We start from the raw sequence: 16,341 nt of genomic DNA, 5'->3' as shown, positions 1-16,341 counted from the left end.
TGCCCGCCGCCCTGTGCCGGGCGCACCCTATTTGTCAGGCGCGCGACGCCTGCTTGCAGACTTTGAGAGGCTAGACCCTAGTGGCATTGACGATCCTTGGCCTGTCCGGCGCCCTTAGCCATGATCCTTCCGCAGCGCTGTACATCGACGGCAAGCTGATTGCAGCCGCCGAAGAAGAGCGTTTCGTGCGCGACAAGCATGCAAAGAACCGCATGCCTTACGAGTCTGCGAAGTTCTGCCTCGAACAAGCCGGCATCAAACCCTCCGATGTTGACGTGGTGGCCATCCCGTTCGCCCCGATCAGCCTGTTCGGCGAAGCCCGCTGGCACTACGCCAAGCGTTACTGGTACGCCCCGGACCGTGCGCTCGACGCCATCCTGATGGGCAATCGTCGCTACAAGCGCTATCGCAACAAGATTGTCTGGTGCCTTGAGCAACTGGGTTTCGACCCGAAGAAAATCAAGATCGAGCCTGTCGAGCACCACCTGGCTCATGCCTCCAGCGCCTATCACTGTTCGGGTTTCAAAGAGAAAACGGCGATTCTCGGCATCGACGGCAAAGGCGAGTACGCCACGACCTTCTTCGGGTATGGCGAAAACGGCAAGATCCACAAGATCAAGGAATTCTACGACCCGGATTCGCTCGGCGGTCTGTATGGCGCGATCACCGAATTCCTCGGCTTCGAAATGCTCGACGGCGAATTCAAGGTCATGGGCATGGCGCCTTACGGTGACGCGACCAAGTACGACTTCTCGCGGCTGGCCAGCTTCGAAAATGGCGAACTGGTGATCAACACCGAGTATGCCAACGTCATTGGTCTGCGCCGTTATAAAGAGAAGGGCAAGGGTTTCTATTTTTCGCCGAAGCTGATCGAGTGGCTGGGTCCGAAGCGCGAAGGCGATATCGCTGACGAGCCATACATCCATTACGCGGCGAGCATGCAGGCGCTGTTCGAGAAGCTGGCGCTGCAGATGATGGATCACTACCTGGGCGACATCCTCAAGGAGACGGGCAAGATTGCCTTCGCCGGCGGCTGCGCGCTGAACGTGAAGCTGAATCAGAAGATCATCGCTCGTCCGGAGGTCAAGGAGCTGTTCGTTCAGCCCGCGTCCGGTGATGCCGGTACGGCGGTCGGTGCTGCTGCGTATGTGTCGCATGCGCGTGGGGTGCCGGTCGAGAAGATGGAACACGTCTACCTTGGCCCTTCGTACAGCAACGAAGACGTCATCGCAGCCTGCGCCCGTCATCCTAGTCAGCCAAAATGGCGCAAGCTCGAGAACATGCCGGAGCAGATCGCCAAGATCATGGTTGATGGCAACCCCGTCGCCTGGTTCCAGGGTCGCATGGAGTTTGGCCCGCGCGCGTTGGGCGGTCGTTCCATCATCGGTTGCCCGAGCGTGGCTGGCGTGGCCGACCGCATCAACCACCAGATCAAGTTCCGCGAGCGCTGGAGGCCTTTCTGCCCGTCGATGCTCGACACCGTGGCGCCGCAGATGATCAAGATCGATCACCCCGCGCCGTTCATGACCTTCACCTTCGAAGTCGCAGAAGAGTGGAAGACCCGCGTGCCGGAAGTCGTTCACGAAGACGGCACGTCCCGTGCCCAGGTGCTGAAGCGCGAGTACAACCCTCGCTACTACGACATGATGAAAGCGCTGGAAAACCTGACAGGCAACGGGGTGTCGTTGAACACCTCGCTCAACCGTCGCGGCGAACCGATGATCTGCTCGCCCACCGACGCCCTGAACATGTTCTTCGGCTCGGATCTGCAATACCTGATCATGGAAGACATCCTGGTGGTCAAAGACGGCGCGGACAGCTATGACACGCTCGGCTGAGCGCCATGTGTTGCAGTTCTGCCACGGCTATGACGGGCCGTTTCTCGACTGTGCCCGTCAATACGCCAGCCTGTTCGCCGGCAAGGGATACCGTGTTACCACGGTATTCCTGACCGGCGCTGCCGATCCTGACGTGGCGGCGGGCTGCGCCTCCGACGACGTCCTGTTCATGGAATACAGCTCCAAGGCCATTCGTGGCCTCAAGCTGGGCGCCATTCGCGACCTGCGCAAAATCGCCGCTTCCCGAGATTTCGTGTTCTGCATTGCTCACCGGTTCAAGCCGATCTACATCGCGCTGCTGGGCACCCGCCTGCCCGTTATCGGTGTGCATCACGCCTTTGGCGACTATGAGCGTCGCAGCCGCAAACTGTTCGCACATCTGTTTCGCATGCGCTTGAGCCTGCTGGGCGTGTCCGACGCAGTGCGGGACGACCTGCGCAAATGCCTCCCCAAATGGCCGACGGGGCGTATTCAAACGCTCTACAACCGCATCGACATCGACCAACTCGTGGCGAATCAGGTGCCACGCGAGGAGGCCCGCGAAGCGTTGGGCCTGGAGCAAGACGCCTGGGTCGTCGGAAACGTTGGCCGCCTGCACCCGGACAAGGACCAAGCCACGCTGCTGCGTGGTTTCGCCCAGGCGCTTCCCGACCTGCCCGCCGAAAGCCAATTGGTGATTCTCGGCAAAGGCCGTCTGGAGCAGGACTTGAAGGAACTGGCGATGGAGCTGGGCATTGGTCGGCAGGTTCTGCTCCTCGGCCAAGTCCCGCAGGCCAGTCGGTACTTCAAAGCGTTCGATGCCTTCGCCCTCAGCTCCGATCACGAACCTTTCGGCATGGTGTTGCTGGAGGCCATGGTGGCAGGCGTGCCAGTCATCGCCACTGCAGCGGGCGGCGCCAAAGAAGTGGTCGAAGGCGTAGGCATTCTGTTTCCGCTGGGCGACGTCGAGCATCTGGCCCAAGGGCTGACGCACCTGTCGCGCCTGGATGCCGAGCAACGGCAGTCCTGCGCAGAAATGATGCTGGGTCGGTTGCGTGATCGGTTCTCCGACGAGGCCGTTCGCAAGGTCTTCTGGCGTCTGCCGCAGGTCACCGACCTGACTGCGGAGTCCTGATGCTCAATCGTTTTCAAGCCTGGCGAGAACGTGGCTGGACAGCCATCGACGCGGCCGCTTATCGAGGAGCGTGGGAGCGGTTCGGCGGCAGTGTCGCGACGCATCCCCTCGTGGTGGAGCGCCTGGCCGGATTGGCCAATATCCCGGTGCGTTATCTTGGATGGTCGCAAAACGGAGAAGTGAGCGCTGCGATTCCGACATGGGGACGTTCGTTGGCGCTCTCCAAGGACGTGCTGAAAAGCCAGGGTAAAAAAGGGCTGTTCGATCTGGGCAATGCCGAGTTGATCCTGCCTGCAGCGGCCGATGCTCAAGCCCCGCTGCGCCATCGTGGTCGGTACCTCTCGGACCTGAATCAGGGCCGCTTCGTCGAGCTTCACGTACAGGCCGAATCCCTGGCCATGGCCCGCACTCCCGAAGACCTGTCGAAAAAATTCCGCTACAACCAGCGCCGCGAGTTGCGCCTGCTGGAAGAGGCGGGCGGCGTGGTGCGCCCGATCACCGACTTCAGCAGTGACGAAATTGCCCGCATGTATTGCGATCTGTTTCAGCGACGCTGGGGGTTCGCCGCTACAGGTGCCGAGCGCATGGCGGACGTCGTCGAGCTGCTGCGCGATTTGCTGATCGGCTCGGTGATCTTTCTCAACGATGCGCCGATTGCCATCCAACTGATCTACCGCGTCGAAGCGCCGGAATGGATCAGCATCGAATATGTCAACGGCGGCGTCGACCCCGAAACCCGCGATTTCAGCCCCGGCAGCGTGTTGAGCTTTCTTAACACCCAAAGCGCCTGGGAAGACGCGCGAGCGCGGGGCAAGGCGCTGCGTTTTTCCTTTGGTCGCGCCGATCGTGAATACAAGGATCGTTGGTGCAACCCCGTACCGGTATTTCAACGTTGAGCCGTAAACAAGAACTGCTTAGACGCCACCGCCGCAACAAGCGCGTGGCGTTGTTGGTGGCGTTGGCGATCTTGCTACTGGTCGGCATTCTGGTCGCCTGGTGGTTGCCGTTGGTGCTCGCGTTGCTGGGCTGGATCGCCCACGAGGCATGGTTTTCGGACCATCTGTTTTATTCGCCAAGCGATGACTACCAGTATCAGCTCCCCGAGAAGAACGAGGTGGCGGGCGTCAGGCTGAACGGCGACCGGCTGGTGGTCGATCAATTGCCTGTGCTCACCGGTACCGAGACCTTGATATTGGCGCTGCCGGTCAACAGTTCCTGGCTGGGACGCTTCCTCGATCCTGCGGTCGAGTTGATAGGAAGCGGCGCGCTGCACGACATTCAGACCTTCGAGCGGGGCGTGAACGGCCTGCGTTTCCTCAATCTCACAGGCTTCGGCACGGCGCTCAACGCCGGCGCATTGCGCATTCGCGGACGCCGCTGCAGCGTTCAGGGGCAACCCCGGCTGTGGTCGTTCGCCCATGCCGACGCCCGCCGTGAACGGGTGATGGTCATCGCGCCTCACGCCGATGACGCCGAACTGGCGGCGTTCGGCCTCTACAGCCAGGCCGACGAGAGCTGGATCGTCACCCTCACGGCAGGCGAAATCGAGGCCGAACACTACCAGCAAATGGGGATGGCCCCGGCCGAAGCCGCGCGAGTCAAAGGCCGATTGCGTGCCTGGGACAGCATTACCGTGCCTCGCTGGGCAGGCGTGCCGGAATCCCGCTGCGTACAGTTGGGCTACTTCTGCCTTCAATTGCCTGCCATGCAAGCGGCCCCTGACCAGCCGATTGCCTCTCGCGAAGCGGATCTGAGCGATACGCGGCTGTTCCGCCAGTTCAATAGCCTGACATTGCCCGGTGATGCCGACGGCGCGCCGACCTGGAATAACCTGATTGCCGATTTGCGCGCCTTGCTGTTGGCAGCCAGGCCAAACGTGTTGGTCATGCCCCACGCCACCATCGACCCGCATCCAGACCACGTCTGCTCACAGGCAGCGGTGCTTGAGGCATTACAAGGACTGGCGTGGCAACCGAGCGTGATACTCGGCTACGCAAATCATCTTCACGATAATGATCGTTGGCCAATGGGCGATGTCTATAGCGGGGTCGCGCTGCCGCCCGTGTTCGACGCCGGGCAGGAACTCGTGCCCTACAGCATCGAACTCGACCTCGAACGACAACGAGACAAGGCCATGGCCTTGGGTATGATGCATGACCTGCAGCCGCCGGCCCCGTTCAAACGTCGTATCCGGCGCTGGCTGCAGAAGCGGTTGGCCGGCCGTCGTTGGCCGGCGGAAGGCGAAAACGAATTTTTCAGAAAAGCCGTGCGCCGACACGAACTGTTCTGGCGCAAGGAGCTCTGAGTGCCTTCGACGACCCGATGGCGATTGAGTGGCCGGGCACGTCGTGATCTGGTTTTAAAAGGAAGCCCATGAAGGTTCTGTTTCTGGTTCAGAAAGAGCAACGCGCGATTCTGGATCGTCTGTACGAAGGCGTCGCAGCCCACTGCGATTGCGACCTGCGTTGGCTGACCTCCGACGAGCAGCGCAACCTGCGCCGCTATTTCCGCCAACACGTGGACGTGAAGCGATATGACCGCATCGTGTTTTTCCTTCGCTTCAAGCAGGAAATCCGTCAGGCGAGCTTCATTCGCACCGTTCCCAATCTGGTGATTCTCGAACACGACGCCTATCAGAACTACATCCCCTGCAAATACACCGGAAAATTCAGCGCCCATTACCGCAAGCTGCCGTGGGTGCGCGTCCTCAGCTCGGGTTTTGTGGTCAGTGAACGCCTGCGCGAAGAGGGTTTCGACGCGGTGTTCGTGCCCAAAGGCTATGATCAGACGCTGCTCAGCGATCAGGGCCGTGAGCGGGATATCGAGCTGGCGTTCGTCGGCAGCACCAACAGCGTGGCCTATAGCGGCCGCAAGGCGCTGCTCGACGAACTGGGGCAAGTCGAGAAACTACTGGTTACCCGCACCAAGTCGGGTCAGGAATACAGCGACACCCTGAACCGAATCCGCTTTTTCGTCAGCGCGGACGTCGGTATGGGTGAATTCATGATCAAGAATTTCGAAGCGATGGCCTGCGGATGCGTGCTGTTTGCCTATGATCAAGGAGAGGATGAAAGCCGCGCATTGGGCCTGCAGGACATGCACAACGTGGTGTTTTACCGCGACATCCCCCAGTTGCAGAAAAAACTCGCGATCTTGCGTGATGACCCAAGTCTTGCCGAGCGTATTGCGGTCAACGGGCGCGATCTGGCAGTGTCTCAGTTTGGATTCGGGGCGATCGGTGCACGCATCGTGCGTGAGCTTGAACCGGCATTGCGCGAGCAGGCGCCTGTGAGCGGTTTCGAGAAGTTGCGGGCAGCGTTGGGAATTTGATTTGAACGGTTTACGCGCTGAAAATAATGATACTAATTTGAAATCAGATGATCTCCGCATGCCAGTTTTCACAACGTCGGGTGGCCAGGGCGCTCGTCGTCAGCCTCCGCAAATGTGGCCGTTGAAGGCGCTGCCAGAAGCCAAGGATCGAGTGCGGGTATGAAATGGCCATTAGTCTCGATTTTGGTGCCGTGCTTCAACCATGAACGCTATATCGAGGAGTCTCTGCTCAGTGTGCTGAAGCAGGACTACGATAATTTCGAACTGATTGTCGTCAATGACGGCTCCACCGACGCCAGTGCCGAGAAAATCGAGGCGTTGCGCCGCAGTCATGACTTTCAGTTTTATCAGCAGGACAATCAGGGCGTCAGTGCCGCGCTGAACCACGCCTTGCGTCATGCCCGAGGCGATCTCGTGGTCACCCACGATTCCGATGACGTGATGCTGGCCGGGCGGATACGTCGGCAAGTGAGCTACATGCAGGAACACCCTGAAGTGGGTTTGCTCGGCGCGAAGGTCATCTACATCGACTCCAATGGCAGGCCCCTCAAGCACAAATTGGCCAGTCACGCCCCGGTTCAACGCTGGAGCTTCGATGAGTTGCTGGCGGATGCGTATGCCGTCGGAGGCCCAGTCGCCATGTACCGGCGCGAAGCCATCGACCGTGTCGGCGGCTATGACCCGACGATCAAGGTCCAGGATTTCCAAATGACCCTGCGCATCGCCAAGGCGGGCTATCAGGTGCACATTCTCCCGGACCGGGTCACGCTGTATCGCCGTCATGCCACCAACATTTCCAAGACGGCGTATAAGAGTCAGCTGATCTATGACCTGAAGGTCATCGAGGCGTATCAGGATAATCCCGCTTACGAAGCGGGCCGCCTGGCGATCATCAACAAGGCGCTCAAGGAATCGGTGGTGATGGACAAAACGTTCGCCCGCGGCCTGTTCGCCAGTGTGCCCGTGCACCGCTGGAACCGTGTGACATGGAAACGGTTCAGACATTTCGTCTTCAAATACCGTAAGCCCAAGGGTGCGCAGTGAGTCAGTCTTTTCAGAATCAGCCGTGGGTTAGCCGATTGTTCTCACAAGGCAGCGAGCAGTTTCGCTCGGTCAATCAGCATCTAGGTGTGGCCGGCGTGGTGCTAGCGGTCGGTCTGTTCTGGAGTGTCGCCGGGGTTTTGCTCACTCCTACGATGAAGTTCTACAGCTGGCTACTGACCGCATTCGTTTACCTGCCTTGCCTGTACCTGATCGTTCGTTACTTTCATGAGTTTCGCCACACCGTGCTCAATCGACGGGAATTGTGGCTGTTCCTATTCCTGTTCGCGTGGTCGCTGGCCTCCCTGGCGTGGAGCGCCGGGGCCGAGCGACACCTGGTTATCATCAAACGCGAGCTGTTCTTTCTAACGCTGATTCTCGGCTGGATCGTCTGGGGAAGGACGTTCAACCGGCCTTTGCAAAGCATGATGATCCTGTGGGGCGGGCTGGCAGGGCTTTATTCGCTGGCGGCCTTGATTGCCTATCCCATGCGGGGCATCGACCGCATGTACGGCTTCGGCGGCTTCATGGACAACCCCAACCCCGCTGGTTACACGATTGCCGCACTGGTGGTCCTCAGTTGCACATGGTGGCCGCAAAAAATCAGTGGACGTGTTGTCTGGGCGTTGCTTCAGGCGTGTTCGGTCGCTTTCATCATCATGACCGGGAGCCGGGGGGCGATCGTTTCGCTGATTGCTGTGGCTGTGGTGGTCGTGCTGCTGGGGGGCGGACGTTTCTACCGCACGCTGGCACTGATGGCCTTACTCGCGGCCGTCGCACTCGCAATTTTCGAGCCTTCCATTCTGCAGCGGGGCGATTCCGAGCGAACGGTGCTGATCAAAGGCGCCATCGATCTGATCCATCAACGGCCCTGGCTGGGCATCGGTCTGGGCAGTGACTACGAAGTATCTGCCGCCGGGATCGTGTTCAGCCATTGTCACAACCTGATCCTCGACACCGCTGTGCAATACGGCATCCCGTTCACGGTGCTGTGGATCGTGTTGTGGTTATGGTTGGGCTGGCGTGCCTGGCGTCACCGCAATGAAGCGCTGGGCATGGCGATCCTGATGGTCTGGGTGTTTGCCACCGTCGCCGTGCAGTTCGACGTGTTCACCGTATTCGGCCGGGCGCGGGCCATGTGGATGGTGGTGTGGATGCCGTTCGTGCTGTCGCTGTGCCTTGGCAAATCAGAGAAAAAGACGGCGATTTCCTAGCACGTCAGGCGTCACGCCTTCGCCAGTGACAGATGCTCGCTGAGCAGTTGGCGTTGCCACTGATGCGCGCTGTGTTCGATGTAGCTCTCGAAGAACAGATCCCCGTTTTTCTGCAGCAGCCACGCATGATCGTGCTTGTAACGGCGCATATGCTGGAAGTTGCGCAGGCACAGGCTTTTGCGCAACGGGCGGCGCAGGGTTTTCATGTCGGCAATATCGATCAACCCCAGTTCATTTTCCGGGGTCATCACCACGTTGCCCAAGTGCAGAGAGCGGAAGTAGATGCCCTGGTTGTGGAGCTCGGCCACGAATCGACCGAACGCACGCAACAAGGCAACGTCCTGAAAACGAGCGGGGTCGGCGATCAGCTGGCGCAGGGTCAACCCTGGCAGCGGCTGATAGTGCACGACATCCCGTGAGATAGCGGCGACCCGATAGGTCTCCAACACGTTCGGGCACGGAATGCCGCGTTTGCGAAGGGTCAAGGCGTTGTTGGCGAAACGCTTGGCGTAAGGGAAGAACGCCGCTGACGATATAAAGCGTTTGCGCCGGAACAGCTTCATGAAGTTGCCATCGGCGAGGCGTAGCACCTTGTCCCCGAAGAAGTCGGCTTCAATGACTTCGGCGTCTCTGCGTAGGGCTTGGTAGTCAGCGTAGGCGAGTGCGCGCATGCGGGCTCCTTCGAAAATGGCCGCCATCATACCTCAGCGGTCACTAGGGCCCAATGCCCTACCCCGTATGTTAGTATTCCGGCTCTTTTTATCGTATCGATGACTATGAGCACGCCAGACAAACGCGAATCCTCAAGCCTGAAAATCTATCTTCGACTGCTGACCTACGTGAAGCCTTACGTAGGCGTGTTTCTGCTCAGCATCGTGGGTTTCGTCATTTTCGCGTCGACTCAGCCCATGCTGGCCGGCATCCTCAAATATTTCGTCGACGGCCTGACCAACCCCGAAGCGGTGCTGTTCCCCAACACGCCTTACCTCAAGGACCTGCAGTTGCTGCAAGCGGTGCCGCTGCTGATCGTACTGATCGCGGCATGGCAGGGGTTGGGGTCTTATCTGGGTAACTATTTCCTGGCCAAAGTCTCGCTGGGGCTGGTCCACGACCTGCGCGTCGAGCTGTTCAACAAGCTGCTGGTGCTGCCTAACCGCTATTTCGACACCCACAATTCCGGGCATCTCATTTCGCGCATCACCTTTAACGTAACCATGGTCACCGGCGCTGCGACTGACGCCATCAAAGTGGTGATCCGCGAAGGGCTGACTATCGTGTTCCTGTTCTTCTACCTGGTGTGGATGAACTGGAAACTGACGATCGTGATGCTGGCGATCCTGCCGCTGATCGCCGTGATGGTCGGCAGCTCCAGCAAGAAATTTCGCAAGCAGAGCAAGAAAATTCAGGTGGCGATGGGGGATGTAACCCACGTGGCCTCGGAGACCATTCAGGGCTATCGCGTGGTGCGCAGCTTTGGCGGTGAGCAATACGAAGAGGAGCGTTTCGCCAAAGCGTCCACCAGCAACACCGACAAACAGCTGCGCATGACTAAGACCGGCTCGATCTACACGCCGATGCTGCAGTTGGTGATTTATACCGCTATGGCCGTGCTGATGTTTCTGGTGCTGTGGCTGCGGGGCGATGCGACGGCGGGCGATCTGGTGGCGTACATCACAGCGGCGGGACTGCTGCCCAAGCCGATTCGCCAGTTGTCCGAAGTCAGCTCGACGATTCAAAAGGGGGTCGCGGGTGCGGAAAGCATTTTCGAACAGCTCGATGAAGAGCCTGAATTGGACACCGGCACTGTCGAGCTGGACCGGGTGCAGGGCCATCTGGAGGTTCGCAACCTGAGCTTCACGTATCCGGAAACCGAGCGTCAGGTGCTGCACGACATCAGCTTCTCGGCGGCACCAGGGCAGATGATCGCACTGGTGGGCCGCTCCGGCAGCGGTAAATCTACGCTGGCCAATCTCATTCCACGCTTTTATCACCACACATCGGGTGAAATTCTGCTCGATGGCGTCGAAATTGAAGACTATCGCCTGCGCAACCTGCGTAAGCATGTGGCGCAGGTGAATCAGAACGTGACCCTGTTCAATGACAGCGTCGCCAATAACATCGCCTATGGTGACTTGGCAGGCGCCCCCCGCGCCGACGTCGAAGCCGCCGCTGCCGATGCCTATGCCAAAGAGTTCGTCGATCAGTTGCCTGAGGGCTTCGACACGCAGGTGGGTGAGAACGGCGTGTTGCTGTCAGGTGGTCAGCGTCAGCGTCTCGCGATTGCACGGGCGTTGCTGAAGAACGCGCCGCTGCTGATTCTCGACGAGGCCACCTCGGCGCTGGATACCGAATCCGAACGCCACATTCAGGCCGCGCTGGATCACGTGATGAAAGGCCGTACCACGCTGGTCATCGCGCACCGCCTGTCCACCATTGAGCGCGCTGATCTGATTCTTGTCATGGACCAGGGCCGGATCGTCGAACGCGGCACCCACGGCCAATTGTTGGAGCAAAACGGCTACTATGCCCGTTTGCACGCCATGGGGCTGGATGAGCCTGTGCCGGTTGGGGCGGTTTAATCGACCGCTCCTGATCAGGTGCCTCCATCGCGAGCAGCTCACTGCTGCAAGAGGTGCGTTGTCCCAACGTGTCGAGGCGAGCTTTGACCCTGTAGGCGCGCGCTTGCCCGCGAAGGCGCCAGACCAGGTACGCAAATACTGAATGACACATCGCAGTTCGCGGGCAAGCGCGCTCCTCCATGGCGCTGTGTCGTTCCTACACCCGCGATCAGCTTTGACTGTCACACCGACTTTCCCTTCCTGCCTCAAGCCATTGAAACCCTGTGCTAAGATTCCGCCCCTGTTCATTCTTAGTTACGGGTTGTTCGATGAAGTTGTCCATGCCGCGTTTCGATCAGGCACCAGTTCTGGTAGTGGGCGATGTCATGCTCGACCGCTACTGGCATGGTGGTACCTCAAGGATTTCACCTGAGGCGCCGGTGCCGGTGGTCAAGGTCGACCAGATCGAAGACCGTCCAGGTGGCGCCGCCAACGTCGCGTTGAACATCGCGGCGTTGGGCGCGAAAGCTTCACTCGTCGGCGTCACGGGGCAGGACGAAGCTGCCGAAAGCCTGAGCAACAGCCTCATGGCCGCAGGCGTCACTGCGCGTTTCCAACGCATTGCTCATCAGCCGACCATCGTCAAACTGCGCGTCATGAGCCGCCATCAACAGCTGCTGCGCATCGACTTCGAAGAGCCGTTCGCCACCGACGCCTTGGCATTGGGTGATGAAGTCGACTCACTGCTCGAAGGGGTCAAAGTGCTCGTCTTGTCCGATTACGGCAAGGGCGCGCTGAAAAACCATCAAGTGCTGATCAAGGCCGCTCGCGACCGTGGCATTCCGGTGCTGGCCGATCCGAAGGGCAAGGATTTCGCGATTTACCGAGGCGCCAGCGTCATTACCCCGAACCTCAGCGAATTCGAAGCCATCGTCGGCCATTGTGCCGATGAAGCCGAGCTGGTCGCCAAGGGCGCGCAACTGATGTCTGACCTGGAACTGGGGGCGCTGCTGGTGACCCGTGGTGAGCACGGCATGACCCTGTTGCGTCCCGATCAGCAGGCGTTGCACCTGCCTGCCCGAGCGCGCGAGGTGTTCGATGTGACTGGCGCCGGCGATACCGTGATTTCCACGCTCGCGGCCGCCATTGCCGCTGGCGAGGAGCTGCCCCATGCCGTCGCGCTGGCAAACCTGGCTGCCGGCATCGTCGTCGGCAAGCTGGGTACGGCCGCCATTAGCGCCCCCGAGCTGCGTCGCGCCATCCAGCGCGCCGAGGGTTCCGAGCGTGGCGTCCTGAGTCTCGATCAACTGCTGCTGGCCATCGACGACGCCCGTGCTCATGGCGAGACGATCGTGTTCACCAATGGCTGTTTCGACATTCTTCACGCAGGCCACGTGACATATCTGGAACAGGCCCGTGCACAAGGCGACCGTTTGATCGTTGCGGTCAATGACGATGCGTCGGTCAGCCGTCTCAAAGGTCCCGGACGCCCCATCAACAGCGTTGACCGGCGTATGGCGGTGCTGGCCGGTCTCGGCGCTGTGGATTGGGTGATCAGCTTCCCTGAAGCCACTCCGGAAAACCTGTTGACCCACCTCAAGCCGGACGTGCTGGTCAAAGGCGGCGATTACAGCGTGGATCAGGTCGTCGGAGCGTCTATCGTGCAGGCTTACGGCGGGGAAGTGCGGGTATTGGGCTTGGTCGAAAACAGCTCGACCACGGCAATTGTCGAGAAGATTCGCGGGCAGTGATTCTGCCGTAGGTAGTTCTGTGGAAGCCGGCTTGCTGCGGGCCGGCTCCCAGGGGAATACGTGTTTTTAACGCCTTACGGCTTATGCAGCTTCTGGCGCGCCATTCGCAGCAGCTGTTTGGCCCCCACCTTCAACCGACGCTTGATCCCGGTTTTCTTTGCTTTCGGCGGCACCATGCCTTGCTGCAGCAGCCAGTCTTTCCAGCGAATGCGTTCCTCGCGCACCACCCAACCCTCCTGTGCGGCGAAACTCTCCGCGAGATACAACCCCCGGGTCCCCGCAGCGGTGAGCTTGTCGTTCTTGAGTGTGTATAGCTCGGGCAGCGGCGAGCCGTTTTCCAGCGGCATCAGGTACAGGTCCGGTTTGCTGCGATTGAGTCGGGTGATCAGCTGATCGTTTTCCAACATTTCATCGACGTGAAACAGGCTCAGCGGTCGCGCCTCTTTTGGCACTTCAAGACGCATGTCGTAGATCAGTTGCAGGGAGGCCGTCGGCAAATGAACGTAGGCCCGAGGCCGTTCGATCAGGTTCAGGCTGCCGCAGCGCACCGGGCGAGCCGCGCCGGACAGCGGGCTCAGGCGAAAGGGCAGCGCTTCGCGATAATGCAGCGCAGCGGCATACGGCGCAGGCAGCCATGTGTCGTTGAAGCGCCCGCCCAGCCAGCCTTGTGGGGTTTCGATCAGGCACTCTTCGGCCACTTCCTGGATCGCCGTGTGCAGCGGCAGGTTCAGCTCATGGGCGGGCACATAGCCAGAAATCAGCTTCAGCACCACGTCGCCCCGGTCTTGGCGGCGTTGGCGCACCAGCACCCAATAGTCGCGATTCTGCCAATTCAGGGTCAGCCGCACCGAAACCCCAAGGTTCGCCAGTTCGGTGGAGAACCGCTCGCAGTCCTCTACCTCGATCTTGCGACGACGTTGCAGGGTCTGGGAGAAATTCAGCGGCATCCCGACGCTTTGGTAACTCAGGCTTTCGGGAGTGGCTTCGACGAACAGCGGCAAGGTTTTAAAGTTGTTGGGGTTCTTTCGGATCAGGGTTCGCGGCATATCGGCTCCTTCTTGCGTTGGGGTCGGCCGCGGTCATCAGCGCCGATGGCGAAGCTGATGGTGTAGCACGGCAGCGGCAGTAGCCACGTTGTGGGACAGGTGCAGCGGATTGATCGTTCCGACGATAGCACCGGTGACGCCAGGATGCTCGAACAGCAGTTCGAAACTCGCCTGCACCGGATCGACGCCCGGGCTGAGGCAGACGTGTCCGCTGGCCAGCGCCTTTTTGATCAGGATGCCCTTGTTGTGGGCAGCAGCGTAATCAAGGACAGGCTTTTCGCCTTGTTCATTGAGGTTGTACGTGACCATGGCACAGTCTCCGTCCTGCAAGGCCAGGAGCCCGCCTTCGACGGTTTTGCCCGAGAAGCCGTAGCCCCGGATCTTGCCTTCGCGCTTCAGCTCGGCAAGGGTCTGGTACGCGCCGCACTGGTTGAGAATATGCAAATCGTTGCCGTCTGAATGCACCAGCACCAAGTCGATGAAGTCGGTTTCCAGGCGCTGCAGGCTGCGCTCTACAGACGTTCGCGTGTGTTCGGCGCTGAAATCATGGCGCGACTGACCCGCTTCGAACTCTTCGCCCACTTTGCTGACGACCACCCAATCCTTGCGCTGCCCTCGCAGCAGCGGCCCAAGGCGTTCTTCGCTTCGGCCGTACGCAGGCGCCGTGTCGATCAAGTTGATGCCCAAATCCCGCGCCAGCTTGAGCAGCATGCGGGCTTCATCGTCGTCGGGGATGGTGAAGCCGTTGGGGTATTTGACCCCTTGATCACGGCCCAGCTTGACCGTGCCCACGCCAATGGGCGAGACCTGAATACCGAGGCTGCCCAGCGGGCGATGCAGATCGTGCAGGGTCTTCATGGCAGCATCTCATCCCACGGGGGAATGGCCATGGGCGGCTTGGGCAGGTCCGGGTAGGGTGGCGACGGAATCGGGTGAATGTCATCCCGAGACAGTGACGCCAGCACGCGGTCCGCGAAGTCAGGCGCCAAGGCCAGTTTGGTCGGCCAGCCCACCAGCAGACGATCCTGCACGTCGAGAAACGCGTTGTCCGGACGAACCAGGCCGGTTTGTTGAGGCTCGGCGCGATCGACGCGCAACGTCGCGAACTGCGCTTGGCTCAGATCGACCCATGGCAGCAACTGTGCGAGTTCTTTCCTGGCGAAGGCAATCTGCTCCGCCGGTTCGCGGGCAACGCCGTCGGCTTCGGAAATCTCACCGCCCAGGTACCAGACCCATTGGCCGTTGGCGGCAGGATGGGTGGTGACCGTGATCCGCGGTTTGGGGCCACCGCCGAGGCAGTGGGCGTACAGCGGCTTGAGCGTCGAGCCCTTGACCATGACCATGTGCAGCGGTCGACGTTGCATGGCCGGGTGATTCACGTTCAGCGCTCTGAGCAAGTCCGCCGTGCCGCCACCTGCGCTCACAACCACACGTTGGGCGCGGATGTCACGTCCGTCGACCCGCAGACCGACCAGTTCGCCTTCGTTGAGCAGTGGCTCGATGTTTTGCCCGGCGAGCAGGCTGTCCCCGGCCAGTTCGGACAGTTTTCCGACAAGGCTCGGAACATCGATCACCAGTTCGGCCAGGCGATAGACCTTGCCTTTGAAGCGTGGGTCTTGCAGCGCGGGGGGGAGGTCGCTGCCCTTCACCTGATCGACACGACCGCGCACGGCCTTGCTGGCAAAGAAGCTGGTGAGGTTGCCAGCAATGGTGCCCGGCGACCAGAGATAGTGAGCCTCGGACAGCAGGCGTACGCCTGACAGGTCCAGCTCGCCCTTGCCGTCGAGCGCTTCGCGCCAGCGGCGGGGCATGTCGGCGATGGCTTCCGAGGCACCGGACAGCGCGCCGTGCAGCGCGTATTTCGCGCCGCCGTGAATGATCCCCTGCGACTTGAACGTCTGTCCGCCCCCCAGGCTGCCGTTCTCTATCACTACCGTCGAAAACCCCTGCCGACGCAGACGCGCATTGAGCCAGAGGCCGGCAACGCCCGCGCCGACAATCAGGACGTCAGTGGAGATAGCAGATGGCATGGAGACCTCAGGTGGCGAAACGAATCGCGGCATTATAAAGGAAGCCGCTTTTCAATGACCGCCTCTTTGATGTCCGGCTCAATGCCCGGCAGTTTTCGAGAACAACTGGATCACCACGACACCCGCCACAATCATCGCCATGCCGCCAATGGCCGGAAGGTCGAGTTTTTGGCCGTAGATGATCAGCGCGGCGATGCTCACCATGACGATGCCCATGCCCGCCCAGACCGCATAGGCGACGCCCACCGGAATCGTGCGCACTACCAGCGTGAGCATCCAGAACGCCACGGCGTAACCGACGATCACCAGCAGCAACGGCAGAGGAGTGCTCAGGCCTTTGACGGCCTTCATGGAAACGGTGCCGATCACTTCGGCGCAGATGGCAATGGCGAGCAGGTAGTAGGCGGACATGGTGGTAA

14 protein-coding genes are annotated in these 16,341 nt (G+C 60.3%); 9 read left to right on the top strand and 5 right to left on the bottom strand.

All coding sequences use genetic code 11. From position 1 onward, the window contains the following. Positions 1–80 precede the first annotated feature (80 nt). The 7 genes from B3N48_RS23040 (at position 81) to B3N48_RS23010 (ending at position 8,537) form a co-directional block, all read left to right on the top strand. Entirely contained in the window at positions 81–1,838 is a 1,758-nt protein-coding gene (locus B3N48_RS23040) for a carbamoyltransferase family protein (protein WP_296187646.1), read from the top strand. Then, on the top strand, positions 1,822–2,952 hold the full coding sequence (locus tag B3N48_RS23035) for a glycosyltransferase (protein ID WP_296187645.1): 1,131 nt from the start codon (positions 1,822–1,824) through the stop codon (positions 2,950–2,952). Before B3N48_RS23040 ends, B3N48_RS23035 begins: the two co-directional genes overlap by 17 nt. Further along, positions 2,952–3,848: an antimicrobial resistance protein Mig-14 gene (locus B3N48_RS23030; protein ID WP_296187644.1), complete on the top strand. Its 897-nt coding sequence runs from the start codon at positions 2,952–2,954 to the stop codon at positions 3,846–3,848. The genes B3N48_RS23035 and B3N48_RS23030 overlap by 1 nt, the downstream gene beginning before the upstream one ends. Continuing rightward, positions 3,845–5,257, top strand: coding sequence for a PIG-L family deacetylase (locus B3N48_RS23025; RefSeq protein WP_296187677.1), 1,413 nt, complete (start codon positions 3,845–3,847; stop codon positions 5,255–5,257). Before B3N48_RS23030 ends, B3N48_RS23025 begins: the two co-directional genes overlap by 4 nt. A gap of 68 nt (positions 5,258–5,325) precedes the next feature. Continuing rightward, positions 5,326–6,282: a glycosyltransferase family protein gene (locus B3N48_RS23020; RefSeq protein ID WP_296187643.1), complete on the top strand. Its 957-nt coding sequence runs from the start codon at positions 5,326–5,328 to the stop codon at positions 6,280–6,282. Between the two features lie 159 nt (positions 6,283–6,441). Then, positions 6,442–7,326 carry a glycosyltransferase family 2 protein gene (locus tag B3N48_RS23015; protein ID WP_296187641.1) on the top strand — a complete coding sequence of 295 codons (885 nt, stop codon included), beginning with the start codon at positions 6,442–6,444 and terminating at the stop codon, positions 7,324–7,326. After that, positions 7,323–8,537: an O-antigen ligase family protein gene (locus B3N48_RS23010; RefSeq protein ID WP_296187640.1), complete on the top strand. Its 1,215-nt coding sequence runs from the start codon at positions 7,323–7,325 to the stop codon at positions 8,535–8,537. The genes B3N48_RS23015 and B3N48_RS23010 overlap by 4 nt, the downstream gene beginning before the upstream one ends. A gap of 11 nt (positions 8,538–8,548) precedes the next feature. Here B3N48_RS23010 and B3N48_RS23005 read toward each other — a convergent pair whose 3' ends face one another. Continuing rightward, on the bottom strand, positions 8,549–9,208 hold the full coding sequence (locus tag B3N48_RS23005; protein ID WP_296187638.1) for a toluene tolerance protein: 660 nt from the start codon (positions 9,206–9,208) through the stop codon (positions 8,549–8,551). Positions 9,209–9,313: 105 nt separating this feature from the next. On the opposite strand from B3N48_RS23005, the gene msbA reads away from it, so the two are divergent. Both msbA and hldE read left to right on the top strand, forming a co-directional pair. Continuing rightward, entirely contained in the window at positions 9,314–11,116 is a 1,803-nt protein-coding gene (gene msbA / locus B3N48_RS23000; protein WP_296187637.1) for a lipid A export permease/ATP-binding protein MsbA, read from the top strand. A gap of 308 nt (positions 11,117–11,424) precedes the next feature. Further along, on the top strand, positions 11,425–12,846 hold the full coding sequence (hldE, locus tag B3N48_RS22995; RefSeq protein ID WP_296187635.1) for a bifunctional D-glycero-beta-D-manno-heptose-7-phosphate kinase/D-glycero-beta-D-manno-heptose 1-phosphate adenylyltransferase HldE: 1,422 nt from the start codon (positions 11,425–11,427) through the stop codon (positions 12,844–12,846). A 74-nt stretch (positions 12,847–12,920) separates the two neighbouring features. On the opposite strand, the gene B3N48_RS22990 is transcribed toward hldE, so the two are convergent. The 4 genes from B3N48_RS22990 to B3N48_RS22975 all read right to left on the bottom strand — a co-directional run bounded on the left by B3N48_RS22990 (position 12,921) and on the right by B3N48_RS22975 (position 16,333). Continuing rightward, the gene (locus B3N48_RS22990) at positions 12,921–13,892 is read right to left on the bottom strand and encodes a metal ABC transporter ATPase (protein WP_296187633.1); all 972 of its coding nucleotides are present in this window, start codon (positions 13,890–13,892) and stop codon (positions 12,921–12,923) included. Positions 13,893–13,928: 36 nt separating this feature from the next. Further along, positions 13,929–14,750, bottom strand: coding sequence for an aldo/keto reductase (locus B3N48_RS22985; RefSeq protein WP_296187631.1), 822 nt, complete (start codon positions 14,748–14,750; stop codon positions 13,929–13,931). Next, positions 14,747–15,922, bottom strand: a complete 1,176-nt coding sequence (locus B3N48_RS22980; protein ID WP_296187629.1) for an NAD(P)/FAD-dependent oxidoreductase — start codon at positions 15,920–15,922, stop codon at positions 14,747–14,749. Before B3N48_RS22980 ends, B3N48_RS22985 begins: the two co-directional genes overlap by 4 nt. 78 nt (positions 15,923–16,000) lie before the next feature. After that, entirely contained in the window at positions 16,001–16,333 is a 333-nt protein-coding gene (locus tag B3N48_RS22975) for a DMT family transporter (protein ID WP_166596043.1), read from the bottom strand. Positions 16,334–16,341: the final 8 nt, after the last annotated feature.

Origin of the sequence: Pseudomonas sp. UBA1879 (assembly GCF_002338065.1) — a bacterium.
GTDB lineage: Bacteria > Pseudomonadota > Gammaproteobacteria > Pseudomonadales > Pseudomonadaceae > Aquipseudomonas.
This window is presented reverse-complemented; position numbering and strand designations above follow the sequence as displayed.